General features: G+C 34.1%; 19 protein-coding genes. 4 read left to right on the top strand and 15 right to left on the bottom strand.

All coding sequences use genetic code 11. The features are described 5' to 3' along the window. Window positions 1-69: 69 nt before the first annotated feature. The 4 genes from AABL87_RS14545 to AABL87_RS14530 all read right to left on the bottom strand — a co-directional run bounded on the left by AABL87_RS14545 (window position 70) and on the right by AABL87_RS14530 (window position 6,228). A complete protein-coding gene (locus AABL87_RS14545; RefSeq protein WP_006257230.1) occupies window positions 70-2,049 on the bottom strand; it encodes a DUF3857 domain-containing protein in 1,980 nt (659 codons plus the stop codon). A 5-nt stretch (window positions 2,050-2,054) separates the two neighbouring features. Next, window positions 2,055-3,953, bottom strand: a complete 1,899-nt coding sequence (locus tag AABL87_RS14540; RefSeq protein WP_006257231.1) for a DUF3858 domain-containing protein — start codon at window positions 3,951-3,953, stop codon at window positions 2,055-2,057. Between the two features lie 83 nt (window positions 3,954-4,036). Further along, entirely contained in the window at window positions 4,037-5,002 is a 966-nt protein-coding gene (rsgA, locus tag AABL87_RS14535; RefSeq protein WP_006257232.1) for a ribosome small subunit-dependent GTPase A, read from the bottom strand. Between the two features lie 146 nt (window positions 5,003-5,148). Continuing rightward, window positions 5,149-6,228 carry a chorismate mutase gene (locus AABL87_RS14530; RefSeq protein WP_006257233.1) on the bottom strand — a complete coding sequence of 360 codons (1,080 nt, stop codon included), beginning with the start codon at window positions 6,226-6,228 and terminating at the stop codon, window positions 5,149-5,151. A gap of 181 nt (window positions 6,229-6,409) precedes the next feature. Here AABL87_RS14530 and AABL87_RS14525 point away from each other — a divergent pair, with 181 nt between their 5' ends. Genes AABL87_RS14525 through gldA form a run of 3 tightly spaced genes read left to right on the top strand, consistent with a single transcriptional unit; the run spans window position 6,410 to window position 8,579 of the window. Next, a complete protein-coding gene (locus AABL87_RS14525) occupies window positions 6,410-7,252 on the top strand; it encodes a sulfite exporter TauE/SafE family protein (protein WP_006257234.1) in 843 nt (280 codons plus the stop codon). Between the two features lie 4 nt (window positions 7,253-7,256). Then, on the top strand, window positions 7,257-7,646 hold the full coding sequence (locus AABL87_RS14520) for a DUF1634 domain-containing protein (protein WP_006257235.1): 390 nt from the start codon (window positions 7,257-7,259) through the stop codon (window positions 7,644-7,646). Window positions 7,647-7,682: 36 nt separating this feature from the next. Continuing rightward, the gene (gene gldA / locus AABL87_RS14515; protein WP_006262862.1) at window positions 7,683-8,579 is read left to right on the top strand and encodes a gliding motility-associated ABC transporter ATP-binding subunit GldA; all 897 of its coding nucleotides are present in this window, start codon (window positions 7,683-7,685) and stop codon (window positions 8,577-8,579) included. Window positions 8,580-8,729: 150 nt separating this feature from the next. Here the strand turns inward: gldA and AABL87_RS14510 are convergent, their stop codons facing one another. Continuing rightward, window positions 8,730-10,121: a RagB/SusD family nutrient uptake outer membrane protein gene (locus AABL87_RS14510; protein ID WP_073145453.1), complete on the bottom strand. Its 1,392-nt coding sequence runs from the start codon at window positions 10,119-10,121 to the stop codon at window positions 8,730-8,732. A 12-nt stretch (window positions 10,122-10,133) separates the two neighbouring features. Further along, window positions 10,134-13,250: a SusC/RagA family TonB-linked outer membrane protein gene (locus AABL87_RS14505; protein WP_006262860.1), complete on the bottom strand. Its 3,117-nt coding sequence runs from the start codon at window positions 13,248-13,250 to the stop codon at window positions 10,134-10,136. A 414-nt stretch (window positions 13,251-13,664) separates the two neighbouring features. On the opposite strand from AABL87_RS14505, the gene AABL87_RS14500 reads away from it, so the two are divergent. Next, entirely contained in the window at window positions 13,665-14,126 is a 462-nt protein-coding gene (locus AABL87_RS14500) for an Lrp/AsnC family transcriptional regulator (protein WP_006260563.1), read from the top strand. Window positions 14,127-14,178: 52 nt separating this feature from the next. Here AABL87_RS14500 and AABL87_RS14495 read toward each other — a convergent pair whose 3' ends face one another. The 9 genes from AABL87_RS14495 to AABL87_RS14455 all read right to left on the bottom strand — a co-directional run bounded on the left by AABL87_RS14495 (window position 14,179) and on the right by AABL87_RS14455 (window position 21,668). Further along, window positions 14,179-14,793, bottom strand: a complete 615-nt coding sequence (locus tag AABL87_RS14495) for a deoxynucleoside kinase (protein ID WP_006257240.1) — start codon at window positions 14,791-14,793, stop codon at window positions 14,179-14,181. Beyond that, on the bottom strand, window positions 14,793-15,659 hold the full coding sequence (locus tag AABL87_RS14490) for a hypothetical protein (protein WP_341277537.1): 867 nt from the start codon (window positions 15,657-15,659) through the stop codon (window positions 14,793-14,795). Before AABL87_RS14490 ends, AABL87_RS14495 begins: the two co-directional genes overlap by 1 nt. Window positions 15,660-15,671: 12 nt before the next feature. Beyond that, a complete protein-coding gene (locus tag AABL87_RS14485; protein ID WP_006262857.1) occupies window positions 15,672-16,157 on the bottom strand; it encodes a dihydrofolate reductase in 486 nt (161 codons plus the stop codon). Window positions 16,158-16,161: 4 nt separating this feature from the next. Then, window positions 16,162-16,572: a 2TM domain-containing protein gene (locus AABL87_RS14480; RefSeq protein WP_006262856.1), complete on the bottom strand. Its 411-nt coding sequence runs from the start codon at window positions 16,570-16,572 to the stop codon at window positions 16,162-16,164. A gap of 23 nt (window positions 16,573-16,595) precedes the next feature. Continuing rightward, on the bottom strand, window positions 16,596-17,420 hold the full coding sequence (locus tag AABL87_RS14475; protein ID WP_073145451.1) for a thymidylate synthase: 825 nt from the start codon (window positions 17,418-17,420) through the stop codon (window positions 16,596-16,598). A gap of 26 nt (window positions 17,421-17,446) precedes the next feature. Continuing rightward, window positions 17,447-18,079: a bifunctional nuclease family protein gene (locus tag AABL87_RS14470; protein ID WP_073145449.1), complete on the bottom strand. Its 633-nt coding sequence runs from the start codon at window positions 18,077-18,079 to the stop codon at window positions 17,447-17,449. Between the two features lie 91 nt (window positions 18,080-18,170). Beyond that, window positions 18,171-19,139 (bottom strand): electron transfer flavoprotein subunit alpha/FixB family protein, encoded by a 969-nt coding sequence (locus AABL87_RS14465; protein WP_006257246.1) that lies wholly within the window; start codon window positions 19,137-19,139, stop codon window positions 18,171-18,173. Between the two features lie 36 nt (window positions 19,140-19,175). Next, window positions 19,176-19,922 carry an electron transfer flavoprotein subunit beta/FixA family protein gene (locus tag AABL87_RS14460; protein ID WP_341277536.1) on the bottom strand — a complete coding sequence of 249 codons (747 nt, stop codon included), beginning with the start codon at window positions 19,920-19,922 and terminating at the stop codon, window positions 19,176-19,178. 909 nt (window positions 19,923-20,831) lie between these two features. Further along, window positions 20,832-21,668 carry an AraC family transcriptional regulator gene (locus AABL87_RS14455; RefSeq protein ID WP_341277535.1) on the bottom strand — a complete coding sequence of 279 codons (837 nt, stop codon included), beginning with the start codon at window positions 21,666-21,668 and terminating at the stop codon, window positions 20,832-20,834. Window positions 21,669-21,812 lie beyond the last annotated feature (144 nt).

The following is a 21,812-nucleotide window of genomic DNA, read 5'->3' as shown; positions in this document are numbered from 1 at the left end:
ATTCTTAATTAATCAGACTACTACTTTAAATACATAAAAAAAACCAAGACTACTCGTCTTGGTTTTAATTTACTTCTTTTTAAATATTATTTGGTCTTCTAACTTTTCAAACATCTTTGTGTAGAATGTTTGCACTTTAGAATAGTTCTTTGCTTCTATAAAACTTCCTCTTGTAAATTGTATAATGAAAGTAACGTTATTGTTTTCTTTCTGTATTTTATAATCTAACCCCAACTCTATTTCATCATCTTTTAAATCTAATGCTTCTGGTAAATATTCTATCTCATATCCTTGTGGTATAATTACTGAGAATTTATAGATATAAATTAAAGGATAAATAAAATTAATAGGAAGTTTTCTCTCTTTTGCAGTAAAAGGATTCGTTCTATAATTATAAAATATGCTCGGCTTGACATATAGCTCATTTCCTATTACTGTACATCCATCTTTCTTAGACATACCAAATCTTACAGATAAGGGCATTAATGAATTCTCTTTCTCTTGTACATTTATATTTCCCACCTCAACATTGTCAAAACTTTCTTCAAAAATCTTAGTTATCGCATCATCACCTTTACCTTCCATATCTTTTCGAAGCCATAATGCAGAATAATCTCTATATTGCTCTGTTCCTCTTCCTATAGTTACTCCATTTTCATTAATACTTAATGTATAATTCTCCGAAGTAACAGAATAAAAATTAGGTATCATATCGATTTCCTTAAATTTATCCTTGTCCTGTATCATTAGTCCCTTCCAATTTAGATTATTTACTCTAATCACATTTAAGCTACCGTACTTCTCTGTAGCATCTAATAGAATAACCTGTCCATCTAACATGGCTCCTACAATCACTCTGTTATAAGAAGTTTTCTGTAGTGATATACTAATACCATTCTCTATAGAACTAACTAAGATAGGATATGCTTCTATCCCTACGTAACGCAACATCGTAAGTAGAGTAAAGTTAACATCAGCATAGTTACCCGTCTTTTGTTCTAAAGCTTTCTTTAAATCTTCTGAATAATAACCATTCTTCTTATTCCATGAGATTATGTCTTTAGTTTTTGCTAATACTTTCTCTATTTTCGCTTTATTATCTAGATTCTTATACTCTTCTAAGTTGATTAATTTACTCAGTGGTTTATCCATCTTAAACTGCCCTGAAAAAGAAGAATTCTCATAGATAGACTTCACTAAATCACCTTCATTAAGCGATATATTCTTCGGTTTCTCGTTAGGAAAACGAATAATTGACAAATCGTGTTTAAGACTAGATCGATAATTGTCTATATTAGATACAAAAGGTTCCTCTTTTAATGAACTTACGTTGCTTGTACTATAAATACCTGTAGATTCTGTATACTCAAAATATGGTGCTTGTGGTCCTCTATCATTAGAAAGATAAAGTCTCTTCTTCTCCGATGTTTTCTTTGAATCGATTTTAGCTTCACCCATTATTCTAGAAGTATAAATAAAATATTCAGGTATCTTAATCTCATATACAGTACTATGAATAGGGATACTTCTCTGAAAATCCCATGAGGGAATGTAACTAAAATAGTCACTAGTCACAGTATAACTATACTCTACTATAGAGCCTTCACGTACGTCTGGTACAACGACTTTCTTTGTTTTCCAATTCTCGTCTTGTTTTTCGTCAAAGATAGCGCTTGACTTTATCTTAGTTCGTTGTACTTTTCCATCAACCAAGTTATAAGTATATACATCGTTTATACGCACAGACTCAAGCACTTTATTCCCAATATAATAAGAAACTTGAAAATCTGCCAAAGACAGTCCTTCTTTCTTATATATCTTAAGTTTACGACTTACTTCTCTAACCAACTTAAATCCAACATTAGGAATATAATCAAAATATACACGTCCATACTCATTAAGAACAGCAGCTTCAGCCTCTGGATCAATTTTATCTACTGTCTCTTGTAATTCTTCAACAGTGACTTTTCCTAAAAAGTTCTGCGCCTGTGTAGTATATGTACACACACAAATTAAACAACTGATGGTAAACTGTAATACTTTTCTCATAACCCTTATTGGTTTAATTTCAACACTATTTTTGCTTGGTCATTTTTTTGAATCTCTTCTTTATACTTGCGATATAAATCATAATCTTCTACAGTAAATAATCCTTCATTTGCACTGCTTAAACGAGTGTAATATATCTTCTGGTCTCGCACCTGATAAGTCACTTTATAGTCACCATACTTAGTATTTAGATTGACATTTTCGGGAAGATTGTCCACTACATATCCTTCAGGAATCTCTAGTTCTACTACATCCTCATCCTTCCAAGAAGAACTGATATACAATGGTTGTTTTCTATTCTTACTATTACTTAAATTACTATTACTTACATTCCATCCGTTAATAGAAAACACTAATCTATTTCCTAATTTAGTTGCATACTTAGCACCTGTAAAGGAGAACTTCTCATCAAACGATGTTGTATTATTATCAATACTTAGATTAATCTCCTTAAACTCATTAATATTAAAAGAAGAGAATCTTTGCTTATAATACTTTTCCCTATCTCTGGAATTGGCATAATACATCTCTACTCTATTATCAAACTGCCCTCCTTTAGATGTAATATCTAAAGCAACTTCTATATCTCCATTAACTTTAAGAGAATAAATTCCTTTACTGATCTGTGTGCTTTCGTCTCTAGTATACGCCTTAGTTTTCACGATTTCACTATCGTTCTCCTTCACTACTAATACCTGACGATCATCTGTGAAGCCAGCTATATACCCAAAAGGCAGTTGATTATTAGTACACTCCACCCATTGATAACCGCCTTGCTTAAGAGGAATAGCTATAATCATATGATTGCCTTGAAGGCAAACTGACTCTTCTCTTATATCTATTGAACTAGATGAACCATAGACCACCACTGGATAACTCTCTATTCCTACTACTTTTAATAAGGCACGATAATAGTTACTAAGCCCTTTACAGTCTCCATAATTTAATCTCTTAACATCATTAGCTAACATAGGTTTCCAACCTCCTACTCCTAACTGTACACTGATATAACGTGTATGGCTCTGCATATATTCATAAAGTACCTTAGCTTTAGCCATATCATCTGTGAAATTTGCTGTCAGTTCATTTACCTTCTTAATTGTCTCCGGAGTTAAAGCTTCTGTTCCTTTAATAAAATTGTGATAATACCAATTACCCAATTGTTCCCAATTAGTAAACTCTCCTTTTATTCCCTCTAGTGAGACCTGTCCTAAAGTAACAACTACACTTGGCAAAAGCTTATTAGAACTTGGCATATTACTCTCACTTGTCACTGCCTTAAAATCTTTGAGAGTATAGGTAACTTTATTTCCTTGATCAACTTTAGTAATCTTCGTAAAGTCAGGATTGTATAGCAAGGGAGTACTGACAATACCACTACTGTTCTCTATAGAAAAAGTAGAAAGTAAAATCGACTCAGAAAAATATTGTATAGGTTGCCACTTTGGCAAAAAAGCAGTGTTACGAGATTCTATTTCACTCTCATATATAAATATTACAGGATACTGAACTGGTCTAAACTCAAAAGTAAGAACCCTTATATCAGTAATAGCCATTCCTTGACTAAGTGAATAGTCTTTAAAATCTTTTTGTTTGAATACTTTAACTATTTTACCTTGAGCATCTAGTTGAGTAACTTGAATCTGTTTTATCTTATTACTTCTTCCATAAATCTCACTAAAATCAAGGCTACTAAGACCTTTCTCAGAGAAAACAGTTACGACCTTCCTTGTCTTGATTGTATATTTATCAATAGAAAAAATTTGTAAGTCTACAATATTCTCATTTATGACTGTATATGCATTATCTATAAAATCTTGCTCTATCTTAGATACATTGTAGTTATCTTGTGATAAAGCAGAAAAGTATATGAATAAAAATAGCAATAGATACTTAGTTTTCATTCTCTTTTAGTTATTAAATTATACCACGCAATATACGTTAAAAAAAACTTAATAAAATACAAAATAAAAACAAAAAACCAAGACTATTCGTCTTGGTTCTTTCCATCTTTATATATATCTGTTCGATAATGTTCTTCTTCTCCGTCTAGAATCTGAATATAAGTCTTATACCTAGACCAAGCTAATTCATCTCTATCCAATGCGTCCTTTACAGCACAGTATGGCTCCTCTCTATGCAAGCAATTATTAAACTTACACTGATCCTTTAAAGCAAAAAACTCAGGAAAATAGTCACCTACTTCTTGTGGTTCCATATCTACCACACCAAATCCTCTAACACCTGGAGTATCAATAATCTTAGCATCAAATGATAAGTCAAACATCTCTGCGAATGTCGTAGTATGCTGTCCTTGTTGATGTTGTTCTGAGATTTGAGCCGTCTTTAAGTGTAATCCTGGTTCTATAGCATTGATTAAAGTAGACTTCCCTACTCCAGAATGCCCTGTAAATGTAGATACCTTACCTACCATTCTTTCTTTAATAGCATCTATTCCTTTACCTGTGACAGCAGATACTCTTAAACATTCATAACCAATCTGAGAATAAATATACTGCATGTACAACTGCTCATCTAGAGCATCTTCAGAATAAGTATCTATTTTATTAAATACTAATACTGTCTTAATTCCATAAGCCTCAGCAGTCACCAAGAATCTGTCAATAAAACTTGTAGTCGTAACAGGATTATTTATGGTTACAATTAAGAATAGAGTATCAATGTTAGAAGCAAGAATATGTACTTGCTTAGATAAGTTTACAGACTTACGAACGACATAATTCTTACGAGGTTTTATATCATTAATAACCCCCGTAGTAACATCGTTTGTAGTTTCTAGTTCAAAGCGAACATGGTCACCTACAGCAATTGGATTAGTACTTTTAATACCTTTAATCCTAAACTTACCTTTAATTCGACAGTCATAAAATACGCCGTCTTCACCTTTCACTGAGTACCAACTGCCTGTTGATTTGTAAACTATACCATTCATATGGCAAATATACTTCAAAAAATATGTTCCTTAAACAGGATTAAAGACAATTCTTAGTTAACCTGATTCATTACTATACAATACTTTAAACAAAGAAAGGGCCTTTACATCTGTAAAAGCCCTTCTATAATTCACATTACCAACTACTATTTGTTGATAATTTTATCTTGTCTATGAATACTCTCTTGGTGAATAGCAGTATATATAGCAGTGATAAACTCTTCTGTAAATCCGATATGTTTACCTTCTTCTTGCATCTTTTCAAGAATTTTCAACCAACGATCTTGTTGGAATACAGCTACGTTTTTCTCTTTCTTCAATGTTCCGATAGCATCAGAGATAGCCATACGTTTTCTCAATAGATCAAGTAACTTACTATCCATATCATCGATTTGGATACGATGAGCTTGTATTTGTTGTAAGAACTCTTCAGTTTCATCCGTTACGTTTCTCACTTGTAATTTAGAAATAATATCTCCTAGTTGATCAGGTGTTACTTGTTGAGCAGCATCACTCCATGCATTATCAGGATCACAGTGTGTCTCTATCATTAATCCTTCATAGTTAAGATCTAATGCTTGCTGAGATACACCTAATATTTTATCTCTATTACCTGTAATATGTGATGGATCACAGAAAATAGGAATATTAGGTAAATGTAATTTTAGATCAATTGGGATTTGCCACTCAGGGATATTGCGATACTTCGTTTTCTCATAAGTACTAAACCCTCTGTGAATAACTCCTAATTTAGTAATACCTGCTTCTGCAAGTCTCTCTACTCCACCCATCCATAAAGATAAGTCCGGATTCACTGGATTCTTTAACAAAACAACTTTGTCAGTACCTCTAAGTACATCTGCAATTTCTTGAACAGCAAAAGGATTTACGGCAGTACGTGCCCCAATCCATAAGATGTCAATATCGTGCTCTAAGCACAATTGTACGTGTTCTGCGGTTGCAACCTCAGTAGCTAATAACATTCCTGTCTCAGCTTTAACTTGTTGTAACCATTTCAATCCAATGGCACCTACTCCTTCAAATCCACCTGGACGAGTACGAGGTTTCCAAATCCCAGCGCGATAGACTTTAACCTCTTTTGGCAGTGACTTAGCGATTCTCATGACTTGCTCTGGCGTTTCCGCACTACAAGGACCTGCAATTATTGCAGGATTTTGTCCTTGGAATAAAGACAACCAATCCTTGTTAATGTTTAGTTTTTCCATTGGTTAATTATTAATTTGTATTTACATATAATGACGTTTTTACAACTTTGGTTTTGTACTTACCAAAACTGTCAAAAAAAGACTCTAATATATTATTTTAAATTATAAAGTTGGCCTTTTATTCGATATTTATTTGATAAATAATTACTTTTAACCACTTAAGAACAAAATAATATAAAAAATGACCTTATTAACTTTCACGCTGATCATGTTCTTAGGAGCATTTGCAGCAGGCTTCATAGGCTCTTTATCAGGACTAGGAGGCGGTATAATAATCATTCCTTTGTTATCTGTATTCTTAGGTGTTGATATGCATTATGCTATTGGAACTGCCTTAGTTGCTGTAATAGCGACTTCTTCAGGATCAGCTTCAGCCTATGTCAAAGAAGGAATTACCAATATGAGATTAGGAATGTTTCTAGAAATAGCAACTACTGCAGGTGCAGTTATAGGAGCTATCATCTCTACCAATGCAAATACTTCTGTTCTGGCAGTTATTTTTGGATTAACTCTTACTTTTTCCTCTATCAATTCTCTTCGAAAAAAAGAAGACCATTTAGTCACTCCAGAGAACTCTAGCAAACTTGCCCATAACTTAAAACTAGTAAGTTCATACCCTACCCCTAGTGGTACGACTGTAAAATATGGTATGAAGAATATTATTGGAGGGTTTAGCATGATGGGGATTGCAGGAATGATGTCTGGACTATTAGGAATTGGCTCAGGTGCCTTTAAAGTAATTGCTATGGACTCTATTATGAAGATTCCCTTTAAAGTATCTACTACGACAAGTAACTTTATGATGGGAGTAACAGCTATTGCTAGCTCTGTTATCTATATTCAAAAAGGATATATAGAACCCTCTATCTGCATGCCTGTAATAATAGGTGTATTAGTTGGGGCAATGGTAGGAGCCAAAGTACTTCTAAAAGCCAACCCTAAAAAACTAAAAGTATTCTTTGCTTTTCTAATCTTAGCTTTAGCGATTAATATGATTTATAACGGAGTAACAGGTAATATATAAGATTATGGGAACAACTAAATTTTCAGACACAGACTTACAATCTATAATTGGTAATGTACTGCGATATGGAGTATGGACTGCCCTATCTGTTGCTGGTATAGGAGGCATTATTCTTTTTTCTAATAAAGGAAGTGAACAAGTAAACTTCACTAATTTTATAGAAAAAGATGATAATATAATCAACGTGATAAACAATATTTTTTCAGGAGTAGCCCAGGTAGATGGAGAGTCTATTATCTTCTTGGGGATATTACTTTTATTTTTAACACCTGTGCTTAGAATATTTCTATCACTTTTATCGTTTTTCTTAGAGAAAGATTGGCTATATGTATTTATCACATTGATTGTAATAGGTATTATTGTATTCAGTGTTTCTTTCGGATTTTCACATTAAATATATACTTTTGTTACTATCATATAAATCAAAATAATGTCACTACAGGTTAAAAATATAAGCAAGTTTTATGGCGAACAGAAAGCCTTAGACAGTATTAGTTTCTCTATCCCAAAGGGTCAAATAGCTGGCTTTTTAGGCCCTAATGGGGCAGGTAAGTCTACACTAATGAAGATTCTAACGACATACATTCACAGTGATGAAGGTCAAGCTTATGTCAATGACTTTAACGTAGAGACAGAACAGCGAAATGTACAACGTTCTATAGGTTATTTACCAGAGCACAATCCGCTGTACTTAGAGATGTATGTGAGAGAGTATTTACAGTTCAATGCTGATATTTATAAAGTAGCTAAAAGTAGAATTGACGAAGTAATTAACCTAACAGGTCTAACCCCTGAAGCGCATAAGCGAATAGGTGAATTATCTAAAGGATATAGACAGCGTGTAGGATTAGCCACCGCTCTTCTTCACGATCCAGAGGTACTTATCTTAGATGAACCTACAACAGGATTAGACCCTAATCAATTAGTAGAAATTAGAGAATTAATTAAAAACATTGGTAAGGACAAAACTGTGTTTCTTTCTACACATATTATGCAAGAAGTAGAAGCTATTTGTGACCGTGTGATTATTATCAAAAAAGGACAAATAGTAGCAGATCAAATGCTTTCATCTATGTTAGAGAATCAAAATGAACAGATAATAGCTGTTGAATTTGACTTTAAAATAGAGGTTCAGTTTATAGATAGAATCCCTAACCTTATCCGTGCAAATCATATTCATGACACACAGTGGGAATTAGTGTTCCCTATAGATAATGATTATAGACCTACTGTATATGACTTCGCTCAAGAGAATGGACTTAAAACACTATCCATGCAAGTAAAAAACAAAAATCTAGAAAGTCTCTTTAGAGAGATTACACAATAAGCAAAAACACCTCTTAGTAGAGGTGTTTTTTTTATACCTCAACCCACACAAAAAAAGAGGTTGTCACGAATGACAACCTCTTACGCTAACTAAAAACAACAACCAAATACCATTCTAAAATGGATACTTTTTTTAAAAATAAATATTCAATTAATTACGAGCATCTAACTCTTCTTGAGGAATGACTAACTGGAAGCGTTTATCCTGTGCAGGAAGAGATACTACAGTTCTGTGATTACCTGTACGAGTGATTCCTCTTAATAATCGCTTAGCATCGAACCACTCTACTCCGCATTCTCCATATAATTCTTTTCTTCTCTCTAATAAGATTACATCTAGTAACGCTGTACCAGTAGCACTTGTAGCTTTAGCTTTTGCATCTCTATTTAGACGAATAGCATCTAATATCTCTTTTGACTTTCTTTCATTGCCTAAATGATATTCTGCTTCAGCTTCTATTAATACCAATTCAGGATATCTGATAACTGGTAAATCAGCTTCGAATGTGAATTTAAACTTAGAAGTCACATACTCTTGCCAATCTCCTTTAGGCTTTTCGTAAAAATTACTAAACAAGTTTCGCACATCTGTTGGGCTAAAATATTTCACAAACTCATCATTGATAAACGTACCGTGATAAGCTACCGCTATATGATCCATCATAGCGTGTGGATGTGATTTATAATACACAGACTGATCAGCACTCTGAGGCAATGCCCATAACCACTCTGTCGCACTCATCGTATCAAAGCCTTTGTTGTAATCTTCTGCATTCAATACTTTTAGTATATTTCCTCCATAAGCTTCATTCGCATTCTTCTTAGCTAGATCCCATTTACCCATATATTGATATACTTGAGCTAAAAATGCTTGAGCTACTGATTTATTGATATACGATTTATTTATTCTACCTCCTCTTAGTCTAGACGAAGCTTCTTCTAAGTCAGTTACTATTCTAGTAAAGAACTCTTCCTTAGTAGAAAATGGATTAGGTATAGTAGTCGGCTCTGTATATATCGGCGGAAATGTTACGTTTTGATTAGATAAATAAGCATCTCCAAACTCTATTGCCAATTGAAAGTAATAATATCCTCTAAGAGCTAGAGCCTGACCTATTAACTCATCTTTATCTTCTTTACTAATCTTTGTACTCTCTTCTACTCCTTGAATAAAGTTATTTACTTGATCTATGATTCTATAAGGCAATCGCCATGAGAACTTAGATCTAGTCCCTGTACTTAAATACACCTGGTAGTCATAATCTGAGCCAAACCAAATCTGTTTTTGTATCAAATCTGCTCCTTTTACACTTCGAGCAAATAAAATACTATGTAATCCAGACGCTTCATCATTAATCAAAGTGCTTCTCTGTAATCTCAAAATTCCCGATAAGAATGAGGTCGCCCCCTCTTTACTCCCAAAGACTACTTCTGGAGATATACTATCTTTTGGTTTTGGATCATCTAAGAAATCTGATGAACATCCTGTAACTGTGCTAATAAACAATACAGCTACGATACTTTTTATTATTGATTTTATCACGTATTTACTCTTTTAGAAATTAATATTTAATCCAACAGATAGGGTTGCAGATAGAGGCACACGATAGTTAGTCACCCCGTTAATTGCTTGCTCTGGATCGATACCTTTATGTGACTGGAAAGTCAATAAATTCTCTCCTTGCACATATACCCTTGCTTGTTTTAATTTAAACTTACCTAAACTTTCGATAGGTAAAGTATACCCAAGTGTTAATGCTTTTAATCTTAAATAATCATTCTTATACAGGAATCTAGTAGATGTTGCAGCAAAGTTATTTGTAGAGTTAATAAGTACTGGGATATCCGTAATATCACCCGGCTTTTGCCAACGATTAACTATATCAGGTGAACTTTGATATCCTATAGACATACCATTCATTAATCCCGAATAATCATTATCATAAATATAACCACCTAAACTAAAATTAAAGAATGCACTAAAATCAAAGTTTTTATAAGATAAAGCCGTATTAAATCCTCCTACTAGTTTTGGAAGAGCAGACTTATTATAGTAACGCGTTGCCTCGTTATAGTCCTTTGTAGTTTCTCTTCCTATCACTTGACCATCTGTATCCACTACATCCTTATACCACATTCCATATCCATCATTAGAATCTACACCAGCCCAATCTCTCAAATAGAAATCATAAAGAGAGCGACCTTCTGCCCATCTATTTAACCCACTGATAAAACTGTCTTGCGTCAGTGATTTAATCTTATTTCTATCAATAGAGAAATTAAGTGAAGTATCCCATTTCCAATCGCCAGAACGTATATTATGAGAAGTCAAGCTTACCTCTAGTCCATAGTTTTCTATTGTTCCAGCATTAGATAATATCTCTAAGTTACCAGTAGAAGGAGCTTGTGGAATAGCAAATAATAAATCTATAGAACGCTTTTTATAATAATCAACCGATCCTTCTATTCTATTGTTAAACAAACTAAAATCGATACCAGCATTGAATGAAGCTGTTTTCTCCCATGTCAAATATGGATCAGCTAAATCACCTAATACAACCCCTGGATTATCTAACTGATTATAACCTGTATCAAATAACCTTAAGTAAGGAAAATACTTCCCTGTGATATTATTATTTCCTAGCTCACCATAAGAAACTCTTAATTTTAATAAGTCAATAGTATTATTGTCTACTAAGAAATCTTCTGATGACACTATCCAAGATCCTCCTACTGAGTAGAAGTTTCCTTTTCGAACAGATTTATCAAAACGAGTACTTGCATCACGTCTAAACGATCCTTCTATAAAATACTTATTTGCATAATCATAACTCACCCTTCCTAAATAACTAGTCAATCTATCCTCTACATCATATCCATTGATACCCTCTAATGAGGTACCACTCCCTATCTCTGTATTACCAGGTAAGAATCCTGTAGTAGAAGCATTAAAGAAATCTTTCTTAAATTTATAAGCCTCGTAGATACCATCTACTGCAATATGGTGTTCACCTAATGTCTTATCGTAGTGCAATGCATTAATAAAGTTCAATGTCTCTGACGTATCCTTGAATCTAAGTACACGACCATTCACACTAGATGCCTGACCATACTGAGAGTTGTTGTACTCTTTATTGTCATAGTCATACTTTTCATAAGACAGATTAGTTCTGAAATATAACCCCTCAGCCAAATCTAACTTAGCAAAACCATTCCAACTCGTCGTAGATCGTCTAATTACAGTACTATTGTTTTGTAATATCCCTGCTGCATTCTCACCACTCATGATAGGGCGAACACTATTAATATCTTTACTAGAAGCATTACCATAATCATAGATCAGACTTCCTTGAGCATCATATACTACTTGTCCATTTAAGTCTCTTTTATATACAGGATATACACTAGGCATAGCATAGATCCATCCCATTGGGCTATAAAGGTTAGTACCACTCTGTACAGGGAAGTTTTGATTAGAAGCAGAGTACGCAGTATTAGCTCCTAATTGTAACCAGTCTGTCACTTGACTTTCTATATTAAGACGAACAGTCGTACGTTCAAAGTTAGAAGTTTTGATCATTCCATCTTGGTTTAAGTAGTTACCTGAAAGGAAATAAGTCGTACGATCACCTCCACCTGCTACATTAAAATTGTATTCATTTCTAAACGCTTGGTTTCTCTGCAATTCTTTTTTCCAGTCTGTCTCCCATAACAACGGATTCTTAACTGTCCAATTACCATTATAATCCACAGGTTGATCTGTTCCAAATGGATTATAACCAAAATAACTTACTAACCCATCTGAAGCCGTTCTACGTGCTGTCTCTTCATCTTGGCCTAGCACATACTGATAGTTATTCTTTCTGGCTTCCCACAGATACTGTGTATACCCACGAGTATCTAATACCTTGTGTGTTTTCACAGCATCGAATGCTACTCCAGAACTCAACTTGATATTCACGTCTGGTTGGCTATTTAGCTTACCCATTTTTGTTTTAATCAGGATTACACCATTAGCTCCACGAGAACCGTATAAGGCTGTAGAAGACGCATCTTTCAGCACGTTGATACTTTCTATCTGATCTGCACTTATCGAGCTAATATAGCCTGAATACGGAGCTCCATCTAATATAATTAATGGATCTGCTGATGCATTGATAGAACCGATACCACGAATGCGTATTGTAGGGCTCTCTCCAGGTTGAGAGTTAGAGTTTATGATATTCACTCCAGCTACTGTTCCTTGTAGTGCAGACACTACAGAAGTAGACACTTGCTTATCTAGAGCATCACTCTTGATCTGACTAATTGCACCTACTACAGCTTTTTGCTTTTGAGCCCCATAAGCCACGATTACGATATCATCTAAACCTATCACATCCTCTACTAAGCTAATATTCACTACACGCTGTTTAGTCACAGTAATAGACTGAGGTTTAAAACCTACGTACTCGAATTGAAGCACATCACCTTCATTTACATCGATAGCATACTTACCATCTAAGTCTGTTTGTACTCCTTTAGTTGAATTCTTTACGATAACTGAGACTCCAGGTAGAGAGAATCCCCCCTGTTCACTTACCACACCTGTCACAGTTACTTGTTGTGCTAAAGCCACATTACACAGCAGTAGCAAGCTACTTATTAGTAGCCGAAGTTTAATACTTTTCATTTATACTAAAAATTTTATTATTTTTAGCAGCACACACATTACCTATCGTTTTTTTGCTGCTTAAAAAAACGATACAAAAAAAGGAGGCTCTACCAAAGCCTCCTTTTCTGTTATTAAAACAAAAAATCAATAAAGCTTTTCTTCACATAAGGGTACACACATCTTCTCCATACACATAGAGAAGTTTTTAGCAAGAACAGGTGTACTGCATGATTTCGAAATAGGTTTTACTATTTTTTGTATAATCTTCATTTACTTATTTTTTATCTGATATAACAGTGCAAAGATATACACATAAATATTTTTTCTACAACACAACCACAATTAAGGAAAAAACATCTATAATCAATATCTTTCAAAGAAAAAACCATTACTTTTACATATCCTAAACTTCACTAAACAGAAAAATTAACTATGCAACACATAGACGAAATTGATAAAAGACTACTTATCGAACTTCAATTAGACGGAAAACAATCGACAAAACAGCTAGCAGAGAAAGTAAACTTATCACTTACACCAGTACACGAACGAATAAAGAAGCTTGAAGCAACAGGTATTATTCAAGGATACACTGCCCAACTTAACCCAGATTTACTAGGTAAAAAACTAATCGTCTACTGTCAAGTCATACTGATCAGACATCAAGAAAGTCTATTCGAAGAATTTGAGAAATATGTAAAGGGCTTAGACGAAGTATTAGAAGCTTCTTATATAGCAGGGGACTATGACTTCTTTTTAAAGTTATTAGTTGACGACGTACAAGCTTATCAACAATTCGTAGTACACAAAATCTCTAAACTAGAGATTATATCTAATATCAAAAGTTCTTTTGTAATTCAGACGATCAAAAAGACTTCTAATATACCTTTATAAAAAAGCCCTGAAATCAAATGATATCAGGGCTTTCCTTTATTCTATATTAACTCTAAAATAGACCGTTTATTTCAGCATCTATTTTATTAATTACGTTTCCTAAATCTTCTGGGTTTTCTACGAAATCCAAATTATCTACATCGATAATTAGTAACTTCCCTTTGTCATACCCTTTAATCCACTCTTCATATCGTTCATTTAATTTGTTTAAATACTCGATAGAAATAGAGTTTTCATAATCTCTTCCTCTCTTTTGGATTTGCCCTACTAGATTAGGTACAGAGCTTCTTAAGTAGATTAATAAATCTGGAGCTCCTACCAATTCTTGCATCAATTCGAATAAAGAAGAGTAGTTCTGAAAATCACGATTAGACATTAAGCCCATTGCGTGTAAGTTCGGCGCGAAGATATGTGCATCTTCATATATCGTACGATCCTGGATAATCGTCTTACCACTTTGTCTAATTTGTAAAACTTGACGAAAACGGCTATTTAAAAAATACACTTGTAAGTTAAAAGACCATCTGTCCATCTGGTGGTAGAAGTCATCTAGATAAGGATTATCTACTACATCCTCATAATGAGGTTCCCACCCATAGTGTTTGGCTAATAAATTCGTAAGCGTAGTCTTTCCTGCGCCTATATTTCCAGCAATAGCTATATGCATTACGGTAATTTTATAAAGTAATTATTTATTTTCTGTCCGTCAAAAATACTCAATTTTTGATTGCCATAAAAGAAGCCTGAAATGCTTTTTTCTTTTGTATCTAGAACAGAAGTCTTATTCGCTTTTAAATCAACAAAGTATAATTTATCTTTATAAGAATAAAGTAATTTATCTACCTCTAATATTTGCATTAAATTGTATTCCGTCTCTAGATTATACGTAACAACCTCTTTACCGACTAGGTCATTTCCATGTAATACGTTCTCTTCATCTACCCAAAAGAACAGATGAGGCAATGTCAAATATTGTTTAATCTTAGCTCCTTCTGGAAAAGTAAATACACGGTGTAGCTCATAAGTAACACTGTTATATAAATTCACTGATCTGTTGCGCTCATTTACTAACCAATAATTACGCTTCGTACTCACCCCTGCAAAACTAGTCTCCATAGTCGGAAACTTAACTCCTAATTCGATGACATTGCGTTCTGCTAATTCTCTATTGACTAATACAAAAGCCTTCTTTTCTTTATAGAAAAGCATTAGTTCTAGAGGATTAGTAATATCGATTAAGGTAAGAGAGTCAAAATTCTTACTCTTATAAGAAGTACCACTATATTTTGTGTTCTTTCTAAAAACATCTCCTTCTTTTAGATAAGTACTTTCATAGATATCTTTACCTAAGAACTGCTGATCCTTACCTACATTTTCATTACTTTGAAACTTTAGTCTCAAAGTATCCATAATGACAACAGGTTTATCACTCTCTAAAGCTTCTTTTTTTTCAGATATTGTTTTAGAAGGTTTTTGAGCATATCCTAGAGCGACAACTAAAACAACAATTAAACAAAAAAATATCTTTTTCATAACTTACTTTTTTTAACTTTTGATATACGTCAAAAAGGTAAAAGGATATTGATGTTTTGCATCTTTATCATGAAACTCCTCTCTGACTAATTTCCATTCTTTAGGATCGATAACAGGAAAGAAAGCGTCTGCCTCTAATACCGTATGTACACGAGTTAGTTCTATCTTATCTGCAAAAGGAAGTGCTAGATTATAGATTTCTCCTCCGCCTATAATAAAACTCTCTTCTTGCTCTGTTACTAAATCTAAAGCCTTTTCTAAACTATTCACTACAATACACGATGCTGGAGCCTCGTACTCCTCTTGGCGTGTAATGATGATATGCGTACGATTAGGTAAAGGTTTTGGAAAAGACTCAAAAGTCTTTCTCCCCATAATAATAAAATGGTGAGACGTTAAGTCTTTAAAATGTTTAAAATCATCTGGCAAATGCCATAACAAATCATTGTCTTTACCTAAAGCATTATTCTCTGCAGCTGCAGCGATCAGTGTCAGCATATTTTTATTTTTTATCTATTTCTGGTGAGTTAGTAGCAGTTGATTCTTGTATTTGTCCTAAATCTCTCTGTGTATCTACTAATGGAAAATCCTTCTCCACTTTTGCTCTTAATTCTTTGATGCGTTGTTCTTGTAGTTCTACTAAACGTCTTACTTGCTTATCCTCCCATCGCTTACCCATAAAGCGATCTACGATTAACACATTCACTGCGTGTAGAAATACTAATAATGCCCATACCCCAATAGCATACGGCCACCAAATCGTAACTGTAGTCTGATCCTGAACTAAGCCGTTAAAACAAAACATGGCAATACTTCCTAAAACAAATACGACGAAGTGAAAGAATAACATCTTTCTTTGTTTTAATCGTTTGCGTGCATATTCATACATTTCGTAAGATTCATCTCTTTTCATAAGCTATATTTTTATTATTCTGTTTATACAGACACCTGTCCTTTTATAGCAGGATGAGGATCATATCCCTCAAGTGTAAAATCCTCGTATTTAAAACTAAATATATCTTTCACCTCTTTATTGATTACCATTCGAGGCAACGGCTTTGGTTCTCTACTTAGCTGTAACGTTACCTGTTCGATATGGTTATTATAGATATGCACATCCCCGAATGTATGGATAAAATCACCTACTTCTAGATCACATACCTGAGCGACCATCATCGTTAACAAGGCATAAGAAGCAATATTAAAAGGCACTCCCAAGAATACATCTGCACTGCGCTGATATAACTGACAAGACAGCTTCCCATCTGCTACATAGAACTGAAAGAATGAATGACATGGAGGCAATGCCGCCTTTCCATTCGCTACATTCTCTCCAAAAGAAACAGAAGTATCAGGCATCACACTAGGATTCCACGCAGACACCATTATACGTCTACTATTAGGGTTGTTCTTCAGTGTATCTATCACCTCTTTTATCTGGTCTATCCCTTCTCCATTCCAGTTTCTCCATTGATATCCATACACAGGTCCTAGATCACCGTTCTCATCAGCCCACTCATCCCATATACGCACTCCATGCTCACTAAGATACTTAATATTCGTATCTCCGTTTAAGAACCACAACAACTCATATATGATAGACTTTAAATGTACTTTCTTAGTCGTCACTAAAGGGAAACCTTCTGCTAAGTCAAATCGCATCTGGTGTCCGAATATACTCTTGGTTCCTGTACCTGTTCGATCTCCTTTTTGTGTTCCTTTATCAAGTACTTGTTGTACTAAGTCTAAGTATTGTCTCATTGTTGTGTTGTCTATATATAGGGTTATTATCTTTTATTTAACTCATCTCTTAGCAAAGCTGCCTTTTCATAGTCCTCACTTGCTAAAGCATCATCTAACATTTTCTCTAGATCTGATTTAGTATAACTAGAAAAATCATTTGCCTTCGCCTCTTCTTCTAAAAACTGTTCTACCTGAGAAGCAATGTCCTCTCCTGAATGTGGTACTCTACGCTCTTCTTCTGTTTCTTCCTCTTCTTCCACCTCAGCACTAAGGATGATACCTGCTCTATCAAGAATATCTTTATACGTATAAATAGGGGCATAAAAGCGTATCGCTAATGCTATCGCATCTGATGTACGTGCATCTATCGTCTCTTCTACTCCATCTCTTACACAGACTAGACTAGAGTAAAACACTCCATCTAATAGTCTGTTAATGATAACTTCTTTGACTATGATACTGTATCGATCTGCTAATGTCTTAAACAAGTCATGAGTCAGAGGTCTAGGTGGTTTAATATCATCCTCTATCGCTATCGCAATAGACTGAGCCTCAAAAGCTCCTATTACGATAGGTAATTTTCTACTTCCTACCTCTTCTTCTAGTATAAGTGCATATGCACCATTCTGTGTATGACTATAAGAGATCCCACTTACCGTTAATTTTATTAAACTCATAATTATTTTTTATACAAAAAAAGCAACTAAAACAAAGATATAAATATTCTTCGTCTTAGTTGCCTTATATATTTAAAAGCTTATAAAATGCTTATGCATTCTTTGCTTTAAATTCTTTTAATTTCTCTACTAATTGAGGTACTACTTGGAATGCATCTCCTACGATACCATAGTCAGCTACTTTAAAGAATGGTGCTTCCGCATCTGTATTAATAGCTACTTTTACTTTAGAAGAGTTCACCCCTGCGATATGTTGGATAGCTCCAGAGATACCTACAGCGATATATAAGTTCGCAGCTACAGGCTTACCTGTTTGTCCTACGTGCTCTTCATGCGATCTCCATCCTAAGTCAGATACAGGCTTAGAACAAGCTAATGCTCCACCTAATACTTCTGCTAAGTCTTCGATCATCTTCCAGTTCTCTGGTCCTTTTAATCCACGTCCTCCTGATACTACTACATCGGCATCAGCGATAGTTACTTTTCCAGATACTTTTTCTACTCCTTCTACTTTTAGGCTGAAGTCAGCATCGTTTAACGATGGTGCAAAATCCTCAGCTGCTGCAGCTCCAGAAGCCTCTACTAGTCCGTAAGAGTTCTTAGCTAATGCTAATACTTTTACATCTGTAGTTAATTCTGTATGCGTAAATGCTTTAGTAGAGAAAGAGTTTCTCTTCACTACGAAAGGAGAAGTACTCTCTGGCAAAGCTACCACGTTAGAAGCATATCCAGCGTTTAGAGCTACTGCTACATAAGGAGCAGCGTATAAACTGTCTGTTGTAGAAGATAATACTACTACTTTAGCTCCTTCTTTAGCAGCTGCTTGTTTGATTACATCTGCATAAGCTTTAGCATTAAAGTTAGCTAACTTATCGTTAGATACTTTTAATACTTTATCTACACCGTATTTTCCTAATTCGCTTACGTCTGAAGCATTGATCGTTACAGCCGTCACAGTTGTTCCTAATGACTCTGCTACTTTTTTAGCATAAGAAGCTAACTCTAATGCTACTTTTTTAAATTTTCCTTCTGCTGATTCAGCATATATTAAAACTGACATAATTCTTCTTTTTTAAAGGTTTACAAATAAATGAAATTAGATAACTTTTGCCTCGTTGTGTAACAAGTTGATTAACTCATCTAAGTTATCAGGTGAAATCATTTTACAAGCTGATTTTGGAGCTGGTTTTTCGAATTTCACATCTTTAGTAGTTGCCTCTGCTCCTACTGGTTCTACTACAGCTAAAGCCTTTGTTCTAGCTGACATAATACCACGCATATTAGGAATGCGCAAGTCTTTTTCATCTACGATACCTTTTTGTCCTCCGATTACTAATGGCAATTTTCCAGAGATAGTCTCTTTACCACCGTCTATCTGACGAATCGCTTTCACAGAAGTACCATCTACTTCTAACCCTTCACATGAGTTAACGAAATCATATCCTAAGAATGCTGCTAGCATTCCTGGTACCATTCCACCATTATAATCTAAAGATTCCTTACCAGCTAATACTAAGTCAAAACCTCCATTTTTCACTACTTCTGCTAATTGTTTTGCTACGAACATTCCGTCAGTAGGATTAGCATTCACACGGATAGCCTCATCTGCTCCGATAGCTAATGCTTTACGCAATGTAGCTTCAGTATCAGGTCCACCTACATTCACTACAGTAACTGTAGCTCCTTGTTTTTCTTTGAACCAAATCGCTCTAGTTAAAGAATACTCATCATTAGGATTGATTACAAACTGTACTCCGTTTGTATCAAATGCTGTATCTCCATTCGTGAAGTTGATTTTTGAAGTAGTATCAGGCACATGACTGATGCAAACTAATATTTTCATTTTTATATCGTTTTTTGTGTTTCACATTTACTTACCGAACGAAAATAAGAATTTATTTTTGATATTTTACTATGCATGCATATAAAATTATTAACCTTATTTAAATAGATTCTAATTAACAAACTTTTACACCAACCCTTTTCTAATACCTCAGAACCTCTAATTATATTGAATTACAAACTTTTTCTTTCCTATTTATGGTAGGTGTACTCCTGTCCTTATCCTATTATTTCTCTTTTAATAACAACTTTTTTAATAAAAGAATTAACACGAATTTGGTTAAATAATCTTTTGACTCCTTCACTTCTACTCTTAATACTCGAACAGAATTACGTTATCACCACAGACAAATTCAAGTTTTAATCTATGCCTATAGCACTAATATCACCTTCCTTATAATAGCTATCTAAGCAAAACTCTTTTCTTTTTAAGTAATTTACTAGTTCTCTCTACTTCTTCAACACCGCTACAACACTTCTTCAAGACTTCTTCAACAAACAACGTCTTAACTAGAGCAATCATGGAGAAGTCTTGACGAACTGTTGAAGAAGATAGCACAAAGCCTTATATATACTGGCTTGAAAGCTATTCAATACCCAACTACAAAAAAAGGACAACACACAACAGCACCTTAAAAATCAACCACTTAACCCTTAAAAATCATAAAATGAAAATAAAAAAGCAGACCTACTTTTTTCTTAAAACAACGTTTAAAGAAGGATTAAAGCTCTATTTAGGCTAAAAAACAATGTAAAAAGACAGCTTCTAGCATCATTATTAGTCCCAAAAAAGGACAAGAACAAAAAAAGTGTAGAGAAATTCGAACAACTATATATAGTACATAGCTAGGATAGCTACTGATTATTTAATCACAGATACTAATATTTCACCAACAAAAAAATAGTAAAGCTATCTTCTAAACTGCAGAGGATTTACCCCTGTCTCGCGCTTAAAGAAACGCCCCATATAAGAAGGATCTTGAAAGTTTAACTGCTCAGCTATTTGGCTAATGTTTAAATCCGTATTGCGAAGGTAATCTTTAATCTCTAATACCACTTGACGATTAATAAGCTCTTTAGGGCTATAGTTCAAGAACTGCTGAGTGATCTGTGATAAATAATAAGGTGTAATAAATAAAGTATCTGCATAGAACGCGACATCTCTATGCTGCTTAGCATGATGAGTGATCAGATCCCAGAACTTCCAGCATAGCTCCTCTTGTCTACTGTAATGCTTCTCTATGATTAACTCATCATAATTAACCTGCTCAGATAAACTTAAAAACAAGGTTTGAAATTGGTTACACAATGTCTTTTGAGCATGTATTGATACATTATTCATTAAGTAGATCGTTAAAGACTGCCATAAGTGATAAATACCTATATCCTCCTCTGTAAAAGTCTGTATCGGGAAATAATGTAGATAACTAAACAACTCATTTGGTAGAACATAAGCGATCTCACTAGCAAAATCTCTTTGAATCAAAAAACAATGCATCTTATAGTCTTCTGACGCTTCCTTAAAAGTAATCATATTGTCCTCCCCTACTATGATCAAACTACCTCTAGTCAATACACAATCTTTAAAGTCAAGACTAAGGACAGCTTCTCCATATTCTACAAAAAAAACTGTCAAATAGGCCATAGCCAAAGGATAAGTATTCAACGTATCCTGATCACTAACGCCGTATTCAATCCCAAAACTAAAAGAAATACGTTCTTTTAAATCCATTAAAGCACTTTCCATAAACACATAATAAAACTAGAATACAATACAAATAAACAACTTTAGTTTCTAAAATTACATTTTCATCTAAAATAATCATACAATCAGATTCTAACTATCCATCTACTTTTGCACCAGAATAATAACAAGTACTTCTACTAACAA

It is taken from the genome of Myroides sp. C4067 (assembly GCF_038039665.1).
In the GTDB taxonomy this organism is placed as follows: domain Bacteria; phylum Bacteroidota; class Bacteroidia; order Flavobacteriales; family Flavobacteriaceae; genus Flavobacterium; species Flavobacterium odoratimimum.
The sequence above is the reverse complement of the archived record's forward strand: the minus strand, read 5'-3'. Positions and strand labels throughout refer to the sequence as shown.

Coding starts and splice junctions, on each gene's coding strand:
- AABL87_RS14490 (WP_341277537.1), bottom strand. CDS start 15,659: ATGAAAAAGATATTTTTTTGTTTAATTGTTGTTTTAGTTGTCGCTCTA.
- AABL87_RS14505 (WP_006262860.1), bottom strand. CDS start 13,250: ATGAAAAGTATTAAACTTCGGCTACTAATAAGTAGCTTGCTACTGCTG.
- AABL87_RS14525 (WP_006257234.1), top strand. CDS start 6,410: ATGACCTTATTAACTTTCACGCTGATCATGTTCTTAGGAGCATTTGCA.
- AABL87_RS14545 (WP_006257230.1), bottom strand. CDS start 2,049: ATGAGAAAAGTATTACAGTTTACCATCAGTTGTTTAATTTGTGTGTGT.
- AABL87_RS14480 (WP_006262856.1), bottom strand. CDS start 16,572: ATGAAAAGAGATGAATCTTACGAAATGTATGAATATGCACGCAAACGA.
- AABL87_RS14485 (WP_006262857.1), bottom strand. CDS start 16,157: ATGCTGACACTGATCGCTGCAGCTGCAGAGAATAATGCTTTAGGTAAA.
- AABL87_RS14540 (WP_006257231.1), bottom strand. CDS start 3,953: ATGAAAACTAAGTATCTATTGCTATTTTTATTCATATACTTTTCTGCT.
- AABL87_RS14470 (WP_073145449.1), bottom strand. CDS start 18,079: ATGAGTTTAATAAAATTAACGGTAAGTGGGATCTCTTATAGTCATACA.
- AABL87_RS14495 (WP_006257240.1), bottom strand. CDS start 14,793: ATGCATATAGCTATTGCTGGAAATATAGGCGCAGGAAAGACTACGCTT.
- AABL87_RS14460 (WP_341277536.1), bottom strand. CDS start 19,922: ATGAAAATATTAGTTTGCATCAGTCATGTGCCTGATACTACTTCAAAA.
- AABL87_RS14500 (WP_006260563.1), top strand. CDS start 13,665: ATGCAACACATAGACGAAATTGATAAAAGACTACTTATCGAACTTCAA.
- gldA (WP_006262862.1), top strand. CDS start 7,683: ATGTCACTACAGGTTAAAAATATAAGCAAGTTTTATGGCGAACAGAAA.
- AABL87_RS14465 (WP_006257246.1), bottom strand. CDS start 19,139: ATGTCAGTTTTAATATATGCTGAATCAGCAGAAGGAAAATTTAAAAAA.
- AABL87_RS14475 (WP_073145451.1), bottom strand. CDS start 17,420: ATGAGACAATACTTAGACTTAGTACAACAAGTACTTGATAAAGGAACA.
- AABL87_RS14530 (WP_006257233.1), bottom strand. CDS start 6,228: ATGGAAAAACTAAACATTAACAAGGATTGGTTGTCTTTATTCCAAGGA.
- rsgA (WP_006257232.1), bottom strand. CDS start 5,002: ATGAATGGTATAGTTTACAAATCAACAGGCAGTTGGTACTCAGTGAAA.
- AABL87_RS14520 (WP_006257235.1), top strand. CDS start 7,257: ATGGGAACAACTAAATTTTCAGACACAGACTTACAATCTATAATTGGT.
- AABL87_RS14455 (WP_341277535.1), bottom strand. CDS start 21,668: ATGGAAAGTGCTTTAATGGATTTAAAAGAACGTATTTCTTTTAGTTTT.